General features: G+C 32.9%; 10 protein-coding genes and 1 pseudogene. 7 read left to right on the forward strand and 4 right to left on the reverse strand.

Going from position 1 to position 15,870, the window contains the following annotated elements:
• Positions 1–137 precede the first annotated feature (137 nt).
• Positions 138–848: a hypothetical protein gene (locus B4H69_RS01790; RefSeq protein ID WP_180905474.1), complete on the forward strand. Its 711-nt coding sequence runs from the start codon at positions 138–140 to the stop codon at positions 846–848.
• Between the two features lie 22 nt (positions 849–870).
• Complete coding sequence (locus B4H69_RS01795) at positions 871–4,539, forward strand: hypothetical protein (RefSeq protein ID WP_180905473.1); 3,669 nt, start codon at positions 871–873, stop codon at positions 4,537–4,539.
• Positions 4,540–4,576: 37 nt separating this feature from the next.
• Here the strand turns inward: B4H69_RS01795 and B4H69_RS01800 are convergent, their stop codons facing one another.
• Positions 4,577–6,088, reverse strand: a complete 1,512-nt coding sequence (locus tag B4H69_RS01800; protein WP_180905472.1) for a GH3 auxin-responsive promoter family protein — start codon at positions 6,086–6,088, stop codon at positions 4,577–4,579.
• 52 nt (positions 6,089–6,140) lie between these two features.
• On the opposite strand from B4H69_RS01800, the gene B4H69_RS01805 reads away from it, so the two are divergent.
• From B4H69_RS01805 to thrC, 5 genes are all read left to right on the forward strand, one after another.
• Positions 6,141–6,932, forward strand: a complete 792-nt coding sequence (locus B4H69_RS01805; RefSeq protein ID WP_180905471.1) for a DUF2797 domain-containing protein — start codon at positions 6,141–6,143, stop codon at positions 6,930–6,932.
• Positions 6,933–7,083: 151 nt separating this feature from the next.
• Entirely contained in the window at positions 7,084–7,512 is a 429-nt protein-coding gene (locus B4H69_RS01810; RefSeq protein ID WP_180905470.1) for a hypothetical protein, read from the forward strand.
• 217 nt (positions 7,513–7,729) lie between these two features.
• Positions 7,730–10,183: a bifunctional aspartate kinase/homoserine dehydrogenase I gene (gene thrA / locus B4H69_RS01815; protein WP_180905469.1), complete on the forward strand. Its 2,454-nt coding sequence runs from the start codon at positions 7,730–7,732 to the stop codon at positions 10,181–10,183.
• Between the two features lie 3 nt (positions 10,184–10,186).
• A complete protein-coding gene (locus B4H69_RS01820; RefSeq protein WP_180905468.1) occupies positions 10,187–11,170 on the forward strand; it encodes a homoserine kinase in 984 nt (327 codons plus the stop codon).
• 2 nt (positions 11,171–11,172) lie between these two features.
• Positions 11,173–12,480: a threonine synthase gene (thrC, locus tag B4H69_RS01825; RefSeq protein ID WP_180905467.1), complete on the forward strand. Its 1,308-nt coding sequence runs from the start codon at positions 11,173–11,175 to the stop codon at positions 12,478–12,480.
• 73 nt (positions 12,481–12,553) lie between these two features.
• Here thrC and ilvA read toward each other — a convergent pair whose 3' ends face one another.
• The 3 genes and pseudogenes from ilvA to B4H69_RS01840 form a co-directional block, all read right to left on the reverse strand.
• Positions 12,554–13,837: a threonine ammonia-lyase IlvA gene (ilvA, locus tag B4H69_RS01830; RefSeq protein ID WP_180905466.1), complete on the reverse strand. Its 1,284-nt coding sequence runs from the start codon at positions 13,835–13,837 to the stop codon at positions 12,554–12,556.
• A 225-nt stretch (positions 13,838–14,062) separates the two neighbouring features.
• On the reverse strand, positions 14,063–15,544 hold the full coding sequence (ilvC, locus tag B4H69_RS01835) for a ketol-acid reductoisomerase (protein ID WP_180905465.1): 1,482 nt from the start codon (positions 15,542–15,544) through the stop codon (positions 14,063–14,065).
• Positions 15,545–15,587: 43 nt separating this feature from the next.
• A pseudogene (locus B4H69_RS01840) lies at positions 15,588–15,870 on the reverse strand (acetolactate synthase small subunit); the annotation flags it as partial.

Below are 15,870 nucleotides of genomic sequence, written 5' to 3' on the forward strand. Positions count from 1 at the left end.
TAATAGGTATTTTTTCTCTTAAGAGTAAATTTAAACTTTAATAATGATTTAATGAGTATAATTAATGGTATAAATTAGTTATCAGTAGCTTATTGATAATTAAAACAATACCTTTGCGCAAAATTTCCAAAAAATTTATGAAAATCAATTTATTATTAGCAATTTCATTTTGTTTTATGAACATTTTGTTAGCACAAGTAGGTATAGGTACATCTAATCCAAATGCAACACTTGATGTAGCTATCGATGCAAATTACAAAAGTGGAGATAAAGCAGGTGTAGCTTTTCCAATGATGAGTGGAAATCAAATAGAGGCGATGTCTACAACAGATCTAAAAGCAGGAACACTTGTTTATGCAAATGCTATTTCGACGAATACAACTCCTGATATTGATGCATTAGGATTATGGTATTGGTCTGGTGATATGACAAAAAAGTGGGAACCGTTAAATTTAGGATATAAAAAAGTTGTTTCTTATTTCTATGCACCTTCTATTGCTTTGCCAACTGATATAGCAGGAGTTTCAACCGATTCGTCTTCTACAATTTGGTATGATAGTGCTACTTCTATGTTTAATGTAAAGTTGTTCGAAATTTATAAAAGTCAATTTGATTTATCAGGAAATGTTAGTGGAGTTAAAAAAAGTGCATTAAAAAGTCCTTCTGCAACTAGTATTCCAGTCTTAAACAAAACAGATTTAGAATACTTTGTAACGTATTTTGATAATCAAGTCTTTGATCCATCTAAAATTACTTTGGACGATAATGGGGTTTTAAAATATTCTATTTTATCTAACCCAATGGTGACGGAAAATACATTTATGAATATTGTATTTAAAGTAAAATAATCCTATTTCTAAAGCTATTTCTATGAAGAAAATTTTAAGTTTTCTAGCATTTCTATGCGCTATTTTTACTTTCGCGGCTGATTATTATTGGGTTGGAGGAAGCGGAAATTGGACAGATATTAACCATTGGCGAACAACTTCTGGAGGAGTATCTTTACCGTCTGTAGTTCCAGGACCAACGGATAATGTTTTTTTTGATATTAATTCAGGTTTTTCAGCTTCAAGTAAAACGGTAACGATAGACAATATAGTGAATTGTCATAATATAACCTTTTCTGCGAGTACAATCGTTCCAATTTTAACACAAATCGGTACTCAAACTTTAAATATTTATGGTTCGAGTGAGTGGCAAGTAGGAATGGGAATGATTAATGTTTCAAAAATTTATTATCGTCACACAGGCGAGGCGAAGACGATAAAAAGTAATGGAACAATTACAGGGTCAACAAATTCGATTGTTGTTTTTGAAGAAAGAACTTCAATAAGTTTATTAGATGATTTTCAAGTAGGTTACGAATTATACCATAATGCTGGCACGTGGATCACGAACAGTCATCAAATAAAGATAGACGGACGTTTCTATGCAAACCAAGGAAATACACCAAGAACCATAGAATTTGGAAGTTCTAAAATTTATTTAACAACTTCTACTCCTTATTTTCATACAAACTTTGCTGCTACAACAATTAATGCTGGGACTTCTCATATTTATTTTACAGGAAAAGTAACATCTAATACCTATGGCTTAACAGCTTATCAAGGACAGAATTTTTACAATGTTACTTTTGAAGAACAAGCAAATATAAATTTATCAGGTTCGGCAAATTTTAATCAGGTTGAGTTTAAGGGCAATGGAAGTATTTCGGGGAATAACACATTTAAAGCTTTGATTTTTGCACCTACAAAAAATTATATTATTGAAGCTAATAAAAAACAAACGATTACCAATTTATTTTCTGTGAACACTCCAGTCTGCGAAGGATGGTCTAATATATCATCTAATAGCTACGGAACAACAACTGAAATAGTTGGAGCTTCTGATGTAAGTATAATTGTTTCTGGTACTATTCTGAAAAACATTACAGCATCGGGAGGAGCTAATTTTATTGCTAATAATTCAATTGGAGAAGGTATAAATACTGGTTGGACAATTCCTTCAACTGTAGGGCAAGATTTATATTGGGTTGGTGGTTCTGGTAATTGGAACGATAGAACACATTGGTCCAAAACCTCAGGTGGTACTGGCGGTTACTGTTCTCCTGGTCCTAATGATAATACATTTGTTGATAGAGGATCAGGATTTACGTTAAACGATAAAACAATCATTTTAGATAAAACGTCTTATACTCACAATATTTCTTTTGTTGATAGTTCTAATCCACCAACGTTAACAGAAAGCGGATCCCAAACGTTAAATATTTACGGTTCAAGTGAATGGCAAGAAGGAATGGGAACGATTAATTTGTCAAATATTTATTACCGTCATACAGGAGAGGCGAAAACCATAAAAAGTAATGGTGTAAAACTAGGCTCAGCTAGTTCTAGTATTTATTTTGAAGAAGAAAATTCGATTAGTTTGCTAGACGATTTTATTGTAAATTATGAACTTTATCATCAGGCAGGAGTATGGACAACTAACAATCATCAAGTTACTATTAATGGTCGATTTTATGCAATATATGGTTCAAAACCTAAGGTAATAAACATGGGCAGCTCAAACTTCTATTTACCCTACACCGTTCCATATTTTCAAACAAACTCAAGCTTAACCACGATTAATGCAGGAACATCACATATACACTTTACAAATACAACAAGCAATAGTTATGGACTTATAGCAGGTGAAAATCAACGATATTATAATGTAAGCTTTGATAATTCTTCATCGGCTGGATCGATAAGCGCACAAACAGGGACAGCATATTTTAATCAGGTTGAATTTAAAGGGAATGGAACAATCAATGGGAACAATCATTTTTATAACTTAATTTTAGCTCCAACTAAAAACTACAGTTTTCCTGCTGGGGCAACCCAAACTATAACCAATTTATTATCAGCTTCAACACCACAATGTGGAGGCTGGTTAACAATTAATTCTAGCAAATCAGGAAGCTTGGCAAAAATTGAGGCTGCATCTAATGTCACTGTTAATGTATCTGGTGTTATTATGCAAGATATATCGGGTAATGGAGGTGCTGCGTTTATTGCGCAAAATTCAATTGATAATGGTAATAACAATCCTGGATGGCAGTTTCCTAAGATAGCTGGTCAGGAGCTTTATTGGGTTGGTGGATCTGGTAATTGGAATGATAAAATGCATTGGTCACAGAGTAGCAATGGTATGGGAGGTTATTGTGTTCCTGGTCCATCAGATAATACGATTTTTAACCAAGGTTCTGGTTTTACATCTGCAAACAAGACTATAACTGTAGACAATACTTCTTACACTCGAAATATTACATTCTCCGGAAGTGCAGTTCCTCCAATATTAACACAAACTGGCTCTCAGACTATCAATATCTATGGATCTAGTGAGTGGCAGAACGGAATGGGAACAATTAATCTCAATAAAATTTTCTATCGTCATACAGGAGAGGCTAAAACAATAAAAAGTAATGATGTGATATCTGGAAGTAGCGCTGTTACTATTTATTTTGAAGAAGAAAATACGATAAGCTTATTAGATAACTATAAAATAGGATATGAGTTGTACCATCAAGCAGGTACATGGATTACCAACAATAATGATGTAATAATTTATGGACGATTTTATGCTAATTCAGATACTAAACCAAGAACAATAAGTATGGGTTCATCAAATTTTTATTTACCAAACAACTCTCCGTACTTTCATACAAATTCTGCTTATGTTACGATAAATGCGGGGACTTCTCAACTAATTTTTACAGGAAGTACAACAGCAAGTTATGGTTTGTCAACTTATGACGGTCAGCGGTTCAATAATGTGGTTTTTGAAAGTAGAGCAAATGCCAGCATTAATTCGACAAACGGAACAACAAGCTTTAACGCTGTTACCTTTAGAGGTAGTGGAAGTATAAAGGGAATTAATAACATTAAAAATCTAGAATTTTCTTCTGGTAAAAGTTATACTCTAGATGCTTCAAAAACTCAAACAGTAGAAAATTTAATTTTAGGAGGAACGCCTTGCGAGGTCACATTTCTGCAAAGTAGCATCATAGGAACAAGAGCTAATTTGAATATTACAGGTTCGGCAACTAACTTTAATTTTGGTAATCTAAAAGATATCAATGCATCTGGTCAATTGTTACATTTTGGTGAGCAAAGTACAATCGCGAATCAGAACAATAACAATATAACCTATGATCCATATAATCCTGGTGCTTTTGAAGGGTTAGGAGCAGATTGGATTGATCACAAAATTGATGGTTCTAATCCATTAACTTATATTTTATCAACTAGTAAATTCTATGGAAATAGTTATACAACATACAAATGGTATAAAATTGAAGGATTGAATAGTAGTGCAACTAGTGTTATTAGTACAGATAAAGAAATCGATATCCGAAAATTTGGCTACGGAACCTATGAAGTCAAAGTTGATTATTCAAATGGAAATACAATTACATGTAGCGTAAATGATAATATTTTATTGAAAGGATTACTGAAAAAAGTTTTAGTCAATCCAAGTATTCGAATTCGAATAAGATAGAACAAAAAAAGAGAATCATATTGATTCTCTTTTTTTGTTATGATCGATTATTTAATTCAATTAATGGTTCAATAAATTCGCGTGTGTTTGCTAGCCTCGGAACTTTATTTTGTCCACCTAACTTACCACGAGAAGCCATCCATTCGATGAATAATTTTTTGCGAGCTTTGTGTACAATTGGGCGATTAAGTGTCATATTATTGTAACGTTTTGCTTCGTAATCTGAATTAACTTCTTGCAAACCTTTGTCTAAACAATCAATAAATTGCTCAAAATTTTCAGGTTCTTTATCAAATTCGATTACCCATTCATGCGCGCCTTTTTCTTTCCCTTGCATAAAAATTGGACCAGCACTATATTCAGAAACAATTGAATTTGTTTGCATACAAGCACGTTTCAAAGCTTCTTCTGCATTTTCTATCATCAATTCTTCGCCAAATGCATTGATATAATGTTTTGTTCGTCCAGAAACAACAATTCGATGAGGATTTGTAGATGTAAAGCGAACCGTATCACCAATAATATAGCGCCACAAACCTCCATTTGTTGTAATTACCATGGCGTAATTTTTACCAACTTCAACTTCTCCAATTGTTAAAAACCGTTGAGTTTCTGAACCAAATTCTTCCATTGGAATAAATTCGTAAAAGATTCCGTTGTCTAATAATAACAATAAATCTTTGCTGAGCAATTGATCCTGAATACCAAAAAAACCTTCAGAAGCATTATATAATTCGAAATAATTTAATTTTTTTTGAGTGATTAAATTATAGTTTTCTGCATAAGGTTTGAAGCTGATTCCACCATGAAAAAACACTTCGAGATTTGGCCATAATTCGTCCAAATAATTCTTTCCAGTTTCGGCTAATAATTTGTTCAATACAACCAGCATCCATGAAGGAACACCAGTTAAAGAACCAACATCTTCATTTTTTGTTGCATTGATAATCGCATTCATCTTCACATTCCAATCAGACATTAAAGAAATCTCACGATTCGGAATATTTTTCATCTCAGCATAAAAAGGTAAATTATCAATCAAAATAGCTGATAAATCACCAAAACGCGTATCATATTTTTGATAAAGTTCACTACTTCCGCCAATTCTTAGGTTTTTGTGCATGAAAATATCCGTTTCGGGATAAGCATTTAAGTACAACGCAAACATTGTTTTTCCTGCTGCGTAATGGCAATCTTCTAAGGATTCATTACTAATCGGAATAAACTTACTTTTCGCATTTGTTGTTCCAGAAGATTTTGCAAACCACTTTATTTTTCCATGCCAAGTGACATCTTTTTCACCTTTTCTCGCTAATTCAATATAAGGTTGAAAATCCTCGTAATGCACCGCAGGAACTTGTTCTTGAAATTTCTGTGTCGTTTTGATTTCATCAAAATGAAATTCTTTTCCGTAAATAGTCGATTTGGCTTTTTTGATATTCTCAAATAACACACGTTCTTGCGTACCAACTGGATTTTTAATGCTTTCCTCGATGACATTCATTCGGCTACGCATCATAATTTCCATAATCTTATTGACTATTCCCATCCGCTAAAAGTTTTGTAGATTTACACAAAATTAATTAAACTTTTTTAGCAAGATGCAGTTTGAAGGACAAATTCGTAAAATGACAACTGAAAATGGAACGCCAATCAATTATTATTGGAATTTCAAAGATGATTTTATCGTTATGAATCAATTGTTAGGAAAAAAAATCAAGATTAACTTTGATCATTACGAATGTTTAAACTGTCACGAGGACAAAGAGATTTATCAGATGGGATATTGTAAAAATTGTTTTTTTACAGTTCCAGAAGCTAATCCAAGTATCATCAATCCAGAACTTTCAACAGCACATTTGGGAATTGTACAACGTGATTTAGAGTTTGAAACGAAATTCGAATTACAACCGCATATTGTGTATTTGGCAAATTCGTCCGGAATTAAAGTTGGTGTAACACGTTTAACGCAAGTTCCGACACGTTGGATTGATCAAGGAGCTTCTGAAGCTATTATTATTGCCCGAACAGATAATCGTTATGAAGCTGGAATGATAGAGGTTTCGTTGAAAAATGTTATTGCAGATAAAACGAATTGGCAAAGAATGTTGAAAAATGATGTGCCAGAAATTAATTTATTCGAAAAGTATCACGAAATCAGAAATGAAGTGAATCCAGATTTTCAACAATTTTTGGTTGATGAACCAGACGTTTGGAAGTTAGAATATCCAGTTTTATCTTATCCAGAAAAAGTAAAATCATTAAACCTAAAAAAGACACATGAAATAGAAGGTGTTTTGAAAGGGATAAAAGGTCAATACTTAATTTTTGAAGATAATACAGTTTTTAATGTTCGTGGTCACGAAGGCTTTTACGTCAATTTTGAAGTATAAAAATCATTTTAAAAAGAAATATATTAAAAGTCGATTCTATTATAGAATCGACTTTTTAATTGTATCTAATTGATTTTAATAAAAATACTTGTTTTTAAATTTAATTATCACTAAATTAGTTATAATCAATTAACACAAAAAAATTGGAATTATGAAAGCAAGTGCATTACTTATCGTTGGAGGAATTTTAGCTTTAACAGCATGTAATAAAAAATCAGATTTACCAGACTACAAAGTAAAAGAAGCAATTTTAGATGTTTATAAATATAGAGCGGATAAACCAGATTCTCTTTTCGCAAAAGTGGAAGGTGTAAATGTAGAAGATTTGAATGCAGTAACTAAACAGTATGGACCTGTAGATGTTTATAATTTCGAAAAAATGACGCCTCTTGAGGATGGAGACAAAACAGTTTACGAAGCTGTTTATAAGGTATCTTTTAAAGGAGCAGAAGGAACAGAAACATTTAAAGTAAAAAGAATAGATAAGTTAGATGGAATTGTTGTTGGTTATTCAAGCGATGTAAAACCTATAGTAACAACAACAGATTCGACAGCTGTAAAGAAAGATTCTGTGAAATAAAAATAAAAAAAATCAATAAATTATTGATGATTTATTAAAAAGTTTGTATATTCGTTATCAATAATGAAACAAAACGGATTAAATACAATTATTTCAATTACGACGACTTCTAGTGTTCACACTTAGAGGAGTCTTGTTATGTATTTAATTCTAAAAAAATAATGCAAAAGCATCTTCTCAAAAGAAAGATGCTTTTTTTATGATCAAAATTTAAATTATGAAAGTTTTAAAATTCGGAGGAACATCAGTCGGATCGGTAGAAAGTATCCGCGCGGTCGTAGAAATTGTTAAACAAGAAAGGCAACAAAATAACTCGATTATTTTGGTTGTGTCTGCTATTTCTGGTTTGACCAATTTATTAACCAAATTGTCCGAAGAAGCTTCATCAGGAAGTTTTGATGAAAATGATTTAAAACTTTTTCAAGAAAAACATTTCGAAATTGTAAAAGCTTTAATCGATGTGCCGAATCAAAATCCGATTTTAACAAAATTAAAATTGTTGATGAATGAGTTGGAAGCATTATTAGAAGGGGTGGAAATTCTGAAAGAATTAAGCCCTCAAACAAAAGATTTGATTTTGAGTTTCGGCGAAAGATGTAGTGCTTTATTAATAGCAAAAGTAATGCAAGAGCATGTTGGAAATTCATTGGCGATTAATGCATCAGATTATATTTTGACTGATCATAATTTTGGTCAAGCGAATGTTATCGAGGAAAAATCGTTTCAGAATATTCAACAATTAGCAAAAGATTATTCGGATAAATTATTAGTTGTAACAGGGTTTATTGCTGCTAATGAAGAAGGACGAGTGACAACTTTGGGAAGAGGAGGTTCTGATTACACTGCGGCTTTGATTGGTGCGGCTTTACATGCAGAACAAATTGAAATTTGGACAGATGTAAATGGAATGATGACGGCGGATCCTCGTTTTGTGAACAAAGCTTTTTCGTTAGAAAATTTATCGTATACAGAAGCGATGGAATTGTCGTATTTCGGTGCGAAAGTGATTTATCCGCCAACAATGGCTCCAGCTTTTAAACTTCGAATTCCGATTTTAATTAAAAACACATTTCAACCGGATTTTGAGGGAACAAAAATTCAGTTCGATTCGCAACCAACAGATTATCCAATTAAAGGAATTTCGTCGATCAAAGATATTGCATTAGTCAATATAAAAGGAAGCGGCTTGGTTGGCAAATTGGGCTTTAGTGGAAAACTTTTTTCACTTTTAGCGCAACATCATATCAACATTGTGTTGATTACGCAATCTTCGTCAGAGCATAGTATCACGCTTGCCATTCATCATAATGAAGTCGAAAAAGCAAAGCAATTAATTGAAGAAGAGTTTTGTTTGGAAATTGCAGCAAAATGGTTGGAACCAATTGAAATTGAAGAAAATCTCGGAATTATTGCAATTGTTGGAGAAAACATGAAGAAAATGGTTGGTGTTTCGGGCAAGTTATTTTATGCATTAGGACGAAATGGAATCAATGTCAGAGCGATTGCGCAAGGTTCTTCGGAGTATAATATTTCGGTTGTGATTAACGAAAATGATTTGTCAAAAGCTTTAAATGCGGTACATGATGCGTTTTTTAATCATTTGAAAAAAACAATTCATGTTTTCAATGTTGGAGTAGGAAATATTGGGTCGACATTTTTAAATCAATTAGAAAAACAGAAAGATTTTTTAGCAAAAAATAATGATATCGAAATAAAATTGGTTGGATTATCAAATTCAAAAAAAATGATGTTTGATGAAAACGGAATTAATTTATCGAATTGGAAAAATGAATTAGAAAATTCTTCTTCTCCAGCTGATTTGAATGAATTTATCCAAAAAATGAAACAGTATAATTTACCAAATTGTGTTTTTGTAGATAATACTGCGAGTTCTGATTTGCCAAATTATTACAAACAAATTTTTGAAAGCAGTATTTCGGTTGTGACATGTAATAAAATTGCGAATTCATCTTCTTATCAAGAGTATAAAAAATTGAAAGAAACTGCTCGAAAATATGGTATTGATTTTCTTTACGAAACAAATGTTGGAGCAGGTTTACCAATTATTAGCGTGTTGAAAGATTTAAGAATGAGTGGAGATCAAATCTTAAAAATTGAAGCAATTTTATCAGGAACAATTTCGTATATATTTAATCATTTTAAAGGTGAAAATACATTTGCCGAAATTGTAAAAAAAGCGCAAGAATTAGGTTATACAGAACCAGATCCTCGCGATGATTTGAGTGGAATAGATTTTATGCGAAAAATGTTGATTCTTGCTCGTGACAATGGTTACGAAATTGAAGCGGGAGATGTAAAAATCGATTCTATTTTGCCTAAATCTTGTTTAGAAGCTGCAACTGTAGAAGATTTTTATCAAGAATTAGTCAACGAAAATGATTATTTCGAAAAGATAAAACATCAAGCAGATGAGGAGCAGAAAGTGATTCGTTACATCGGGATTTTAGAAGATGGAAAAATATCAATTTCGTTAGAATTGGTGGATAATCAACATCCGTTTTATGCCTTGTCTGGAAGCGATAATATTATTTCTTTTACAACAGCGCGTTACAAGGAACGTCCTTTGGTTGTGAAAGGACCTGGAGCTGGTGCAGAAGTTACAGCAGCTGGCGTTTTTGCAGATTTAGTTAATATAAGTTCAATACGATAAAAGATGAATCAAATAATCGAAAATAAATATAAGCTTGATCAAGCGAAGTTTTTAGATAAAGTACATGTTTTTGCTCCTGCAACAGTTGCCAATATGATCTGTGGATATGATATTTTGGGCTTTGCGGTGGATTATCCAGGTGATGAGGTAATCATGAAAAAGACAGAAAAGTTAGGAATCGAAATTCTGACAATTACAGGTGACGAGGGTAAATTGCCTTTGGATGCGATGAAAAATACAGTTTCTCATTCGGCATGGAAATTATTTTGTGATTTAGGTCTACAAGATTCTTTTGGATTATCGATAGAATTACACAAAAAAATGCCAATTGGAAGTGGTTTAGGTTCAAGCGCGGCGAGCACAGTTTCTGGACTTTTTGCATTGAATGAATTATTAGGAAAACCACTTTCTAAAAATGAGCTTTTGCCTTATTGTATGGAAGGCGAACGATTGGCTTGTGGCGCTGCTCATGCGGATAATGTTGCGCCATCGTTGTTTGGAGGAATTACGTTGATTCCTTCTTATGAGCCGATTTTGGTGCGTTCTTTACCTGTTCCTGAAAATTTATATGTCACACTGATTTACTCAAAAGTAGAAGTGCCAACAAAGGATGCGCGCAAATTAATTAAAGATAAAGTGCAATTGAGTAAAGCAATAAAGCAATGGGGAAATATTGCAAGTTTGGTTGCAGCGCTTTATGAGAATGATTACGAAGAGATTGGTCGTTCGATGCAAGATGATATTATCGAACCAAATCGTTCTTTATTGATTCCATATTTTAATGAAATGAAAAGTATTTCGCTCGAAAATAATGCATTAACATTCGGTATTTCTGGTTCTGGACCAACAGTTATGGCGTTATCTAAAAGTAAATTGGGTGCAGAAAATATCGAACAAAAACTAAATGATTTTTTGACGATAAAAGAAATTGAACATTTATCATTTGTTTCTAAAATCAATCAACAAGGACCTTACATAAAACACTAAAAATGAAATTATATAGTACAAATAATCATAAGAACAGAGTTGATTTTAAACAAGCGGTTTTCCAATCTTTGCCAGAAGATAAAGGATTGTATATGCCTTTGTCGTTGGAAAAATTAGATGAAAATTGGTTGAATTCTATTGAAAATTATTCATTTCAAGAGATTGCGAAAAAGGTGACAAATCACTTATTAAAAGATGATTTTTCTGAAGAAACGATTAATAATTTAATTGATGATGTAATTAATTTTCCTGCGCCTTTGGTGTTTTTAGAAGATGATTTAGCTATTTTGGAATTATTTCACGGACCTTCTTTTGCTTTTAAAGATTTTGGAGCAAGATTTATGAGTCGCGTGATGGCACATTATTCAAAAAAAGATAATCAATTGTTAGATGTTTTGGTCGCAACTTCTGGCGATACAGGAGGCGCTGTAGCACTTGGCTTTCTGGGAGTAGAAGGAACGAGAGTAACGATTTTGTATCCAAAAGGAAAAGTGTCGCTGATACAAGAATTGCAATTAACGGCGAATGGAAAAAATATTCGTGCCATAGAAATCGACGGAACTTTTGATGATTGTCAAGCATTGGTCAAGCGAGCTTTTTTAGACAAAGATTTAATGAAAAATCTAAACTTAACCTCAGCAAATTCAATTAATATTGCTCGCTTAATTCCGCAATCTTTCTATTATTTCGAGGCATTTGCCCAAGCAAAAAGAAAAGGTTTTGAGAAAGTTTCTTTTGTTGTTCCGAGTGGAAATTTCGGGAATATTACAGCAGGTATTTTGGCTTCAAAATTAGGATTGGAAGTAGAACAATTTGTTGCGGCTACAAATGCGAATGATACTGTTCCATTATTTTTAAAAACCGAAAATTATCTACCCAAACCTTCTGTACAAACGTTTTCGAATGCGATGGATGTTGGAAATCCGAGCAATTGGGTTCGTGTGATGGAATTTTTCGAGCAAGATATGGAGCAATTAAAATCAAAAATGGTTTCAAAAGCTTTTTCAGATATTGAAACGACAAATGCAATTGTTAAAATTAATCAAGAATATGATTACATTGCTTGTCCGCATACGTCGATTGCGTGGTTGGCAGCGAAGGAATACCAAGCGAAAAAGCAAGATGAAAAAGAGTTAGTGGTATTTTTATCGACAGCGCATCCGTGTAAATTTCCTGAAGTTTTTCCGAAAGAAATACGAGATAAAATTGTCTATCCAAAAGAAGTCGAAGAATTGAAATCGAAACAATCGAATAAAGTTAAAATGAACAATAATTTTGATGAGTTAAAAAATTGGTTGTTGAATAATTAATAAATTAAAAAGCAAAGTTTCTAACTAAATAGAAGCTTTGCTTTTTTTGAATAGTATATTAATGATGGAAAAATTATCCAATCATTAACGAAAAGAGTGTGTTGTCTGTGTTAAGATATTGATAGTCGAAATGATGATTTTCTAATCTAAAAATTAAACCATCTAAATCTTCTTTTTTGTCTAATTCAATGCCAACTACTGCTGGACCTGTTTCTTTGTTATTTTTTTGCGTGTATTGGAAATAGGTGATGTCATCATTTTCACCCAAAACTTCGTTCACTAATTCTTTTAAAGCGCCAGCACGTTGAGGAAAATTGATAATGAAATAATGTTTCAAACCTTCATATTGCAAACTTCTTTCTTTTATTTCTTCCATTCGCGTAATGTCGTTGTTGCTTCCACTAAGCACGCAAACCACATTTTTTCCTTTGATTTCTTCCTTGAAAAAATCTAAAGCCGAAACACTCAAAGCGCCTGCTGGTTCTACAACAATTGCGTCTTCATTGTACAAACGCAAAATGCTCGAACAAACTTTTCCTTCTGGAACAGCACAAGTTGTTTCTAAACCTTCTGCACAGATTTTGTAGGTTTTTTCACCTGCTTTTTTTACAGCTGCGCCATCTACAAAAGGGTCAATCTTCGCTAATGCAACAGATTGTTTTTGTTTGATAGCTTCTGCCATACTTGCTGCGCCACTCGGTTCTACGCCAATAATTTTGGTGTTTGGACTAAGTGTTTTCATCACAGAAATAACGCCAGATGCTAAACCTCCACCGCCAATTGGCACGAAAATATAATCGATTGGTTGATTGCATTGATTCAAAATTTCTAAAGCAACAGTTCCTTGTCCTGCGATTACTTTTTCGTCATCAAAAGGATGAATAAATGTAATATTTCCTTCTTGGGATAATTGATGTGCAAAAGCCGATGCATCATCAAATGTATCACCATGTAAAATGATTTCGATTTGATCTTTCCCAAACCATTTTACTTGTTTTATTTTTTGTTGAGGTGTCGTAGTAGGCATTACAATTTTACCTTTAATGTTTAATTGTTGACACGAATATGCGACACCTTGTGCGTGATTTCCTGCACTTGCGCAGATCACACCATTATTTTTTTCTTGTTCTGATAACTGAACGATTTTATTATAAGCACCACGCAATTTGTACGAACGGACGACTTGTAAATCTTCTCGTTTTAGATAGACATTCGCTTCAAATTGACGACTTAAATTTTCATTGAAATCGAAAGGAGTGTTTTTGGCAACTCCTTTCAAATTCATTTGTGCTAAGTTTACTTCGTCAAGCGAAACGCCTAAGGTCTCAGTTTTTTCATTTCTAAGTCCATTTGCCATAATTCACTGTTTGTTAGTTATTTTATGCATTTTGCATTTTGATAATTTTAGCAATAAAACCGTCAGTTCGAGTGGAATTCTGGAAGAATTTTGTATCGAGAACAAGGTTTTAGACGTTAAAATTCTATTCTCGATACAATTTTTATTCAGTTTGTACTGAACTAAAAATCACTCGAATTGACGAATTTTAATTCAAAATGCATAAGAGGTTTATTTTAATATTTACTACGCCGTTTTTATCGTTTTCATAGCAGTCATAGCTTTACGAAGTTTTTTTCCTACAGTTTCGACAGGATGATTACGTAAAACATCATTTATGTGTACCAATGTCGCATTATCAACAGCATTGTCTTTTCCTTCGTTGTAATTTTTCCCAACAACATCTACGTTTACTTTTGTCATGAAATCTTTTAACAAAGGTTTACAAGCCTGATCGAAAAGATAACAACCATATTCTGCTGTATCAGAAATCACTCGATTCATTTCGAATAATTTTTTACGAGCAATTGTATTTGCAATCAATGGAGTTTCGTGTAATGATTCGTAGTAAGCAGATTCAGGTTTAATTCCAGCTTCTACCATAGTTTCGAAAGCTAATTCAACTCCAGCACGAACAAAAGCAACCATTAAGGTATAGTTATCAAAATATTCTTGTTCTGTAATATTTGCGTCGCCTGCAGGTGTTTTTTCAAAAGCAGTTTCACCAGTTTCAGCTCTCCATTTTAATAAGTTTTTATCATCATTCGCCCAATCTTCCATCATTGTTTTACTAAATTCACCCGAAATAATATCATCTTGATGTTTTTGGAATAATGGACGCATAATGTCTTTTAATTCTTCTGATAATTCAAAAGCTTTCACTTTAGCAGGATTACTTAATCTATCCATCATACCGCTAACTCCGCCATGTTTTAAGGCTTCAGTAATGACTTCCACACCATATTGAACTAATTTTGAAGCGTAACCAGCATCAATTCCATTTTCAACCATTTTATCGAAAGAAAGAATAGAACCTGTTTGTAAAAGACCGCATAAAATGGTTTGTTCTCCCATCAAATCAGATTTTACTTCTGCCACAAAAGAAGATTTTAAAACTCCTGCTCTGTGTCCACCAGTTCCTGCACAATATGCTTTTGCTTGGTCAAGTCCTTTTCCTTCGGGATCATTTTCTGGGTGAACGGCAATTAATGTTGGAACTCCAAATCCTCTTAAATATTCTGCTCGAACTTCCGAACCAGGACATTTTGGAGCAACCATGATTACCGTAATATCTTTACGAATTTGAACACCTTCTTCTACGATATTGAATCCATGAGAGTATAAAAGTGTAGCACCTTCTTTTATAAGAGGTTGAATAGTGTTAACTACTTGCGTGTGTTGTTTGTCTGGCGTTAAATTTGCCACAACATCAGCATTTGGGATTAATTCCTCGAAAGTTCCTACTGTGAAATTATGACTTGTTGCATTTTTCCAAGAATCTCTTTGTTGTTCAATGGCTTCTTTGCGTAACGCGTACGAAACGTCTAAACCACTGTCGCGTAGATTTAATCCTTGGTTTAATCCTTGGGCACCGCAACCTACAATCACAATTTTTTTACCTTTTAATGCTTCTGTATCTTTTGCGAATTCTGAGTTATTTAGAAATTCTGCTTGCCCTAGTTGATATAATTGATCTCTTAATGATAGAGAATTAAAGTAATTAGTCATTTTTGTATTTTTTAATAAAATTTATTTGTTGAATTGTTCGTCTTTACATTGTGAAAACTGAGGTTCCTTCGTTTAGGAATTCATTTTCGATTACTTCTTTTGATGGCTCGTCTTTCTCGAATTGTAATAATTTTTCATGAAAACCAGCACTCGCTTTGATAATCGCTATTCTGGCTCCTCGAACAAATTCTATTAAGCCATATTTAGTTAATTCTTGTGTTAGATTATCAATTTCCTCACGATGACCAGCTGTTTCAAAAACTGTATAATCATTGCGAATCACAACTGTATTTGCACCATATTGACGCAATAAACGTTCTACGTAT

It is taken from the genome of Empedobacter sp. UBA6745, assembly GCF_002453775.1.
Classification (GTDB): domain Bacteria; phylum Bacteroidota; class Bacteroidia; order Flavobacteriales; family Weeksellaceae; genus Empedobacter; species Empedobacter falsenii_C.

What these genes read in the sequence shown, in the direction of transcription:
- thrA (WP_180905469.1), top strand. Translation starts at nt 7,730, where the DNA reads ATGAAAGTTTTAAAATTCGGAGGAACATCAGTCGGATCGGTAGAAAGT.
- thrC (WP_180905467.1), top strand. Translation starts at nt 11,173, where the DNA reads ATGAAATTATATAGTACAAATAATCATAAGAACAGAGTTGATTTTAAA.
- B4H69_RS01805 (WP_180905471.1), top strand. Translation starts at nt 6,141, where the DNA reads ATGCAGTTTGAAGGACAAATTCGTAAAATGACAACTGAAAATGGAACG.
- B4H69_RS01810 (WP_180905470.1), top strand. Translation starts at nt 7,084, where the DNA reads ATGAAAGCAAGTGCATTACTTATCGTTGGAGGAATTTTAGCTTTAACA.
- ilvA (WP_180905466.1), bottom strand. Translation starts at nt 13,837, where the DNA reads ATGGCAAATGGACTTAGAAATGAAAAAACTGAGACCTTAGGCGTTTCG.
- ilvC (WP_180905465.1), bottom strand. Translation starts at nt 15,544, where the DNA reads ATGACTAATTACTTTAATTCTCTATCATTAAGAGATCAATTATATCAA.
- B4H69_RS01800 (WP_180905472.1), bottom strand. Translation starts at nt 6,088, where the DNA reads ATGGGAATAGTCAATAAGATTATGGAAATTATGATGCGTAGCCGAATG.
- B4H69_RS01790 (WP_180905474.1), top strand. Translation starts at nt 138, where the DNA reads ATGAAAATCAATTTATTATTAGCAATTTCATTTTGTTTTATGAACATT.
- B4H69_RS01820 (WP_180905468.1), top strand. Translation starts at nt 10,187, where the DNA reads ATGAATCAAATAATCGAAAATAAATATAAGCTTGATCAAGCGAAGTTT.
- B4H69_RS01795 (WP_180905473.1), top strand. Translation starts at nt 871, where the DNA reads ATGAAGAAAATTTTAAGTTTTCTAGCATTTCTATGCGCTATTTTTACT.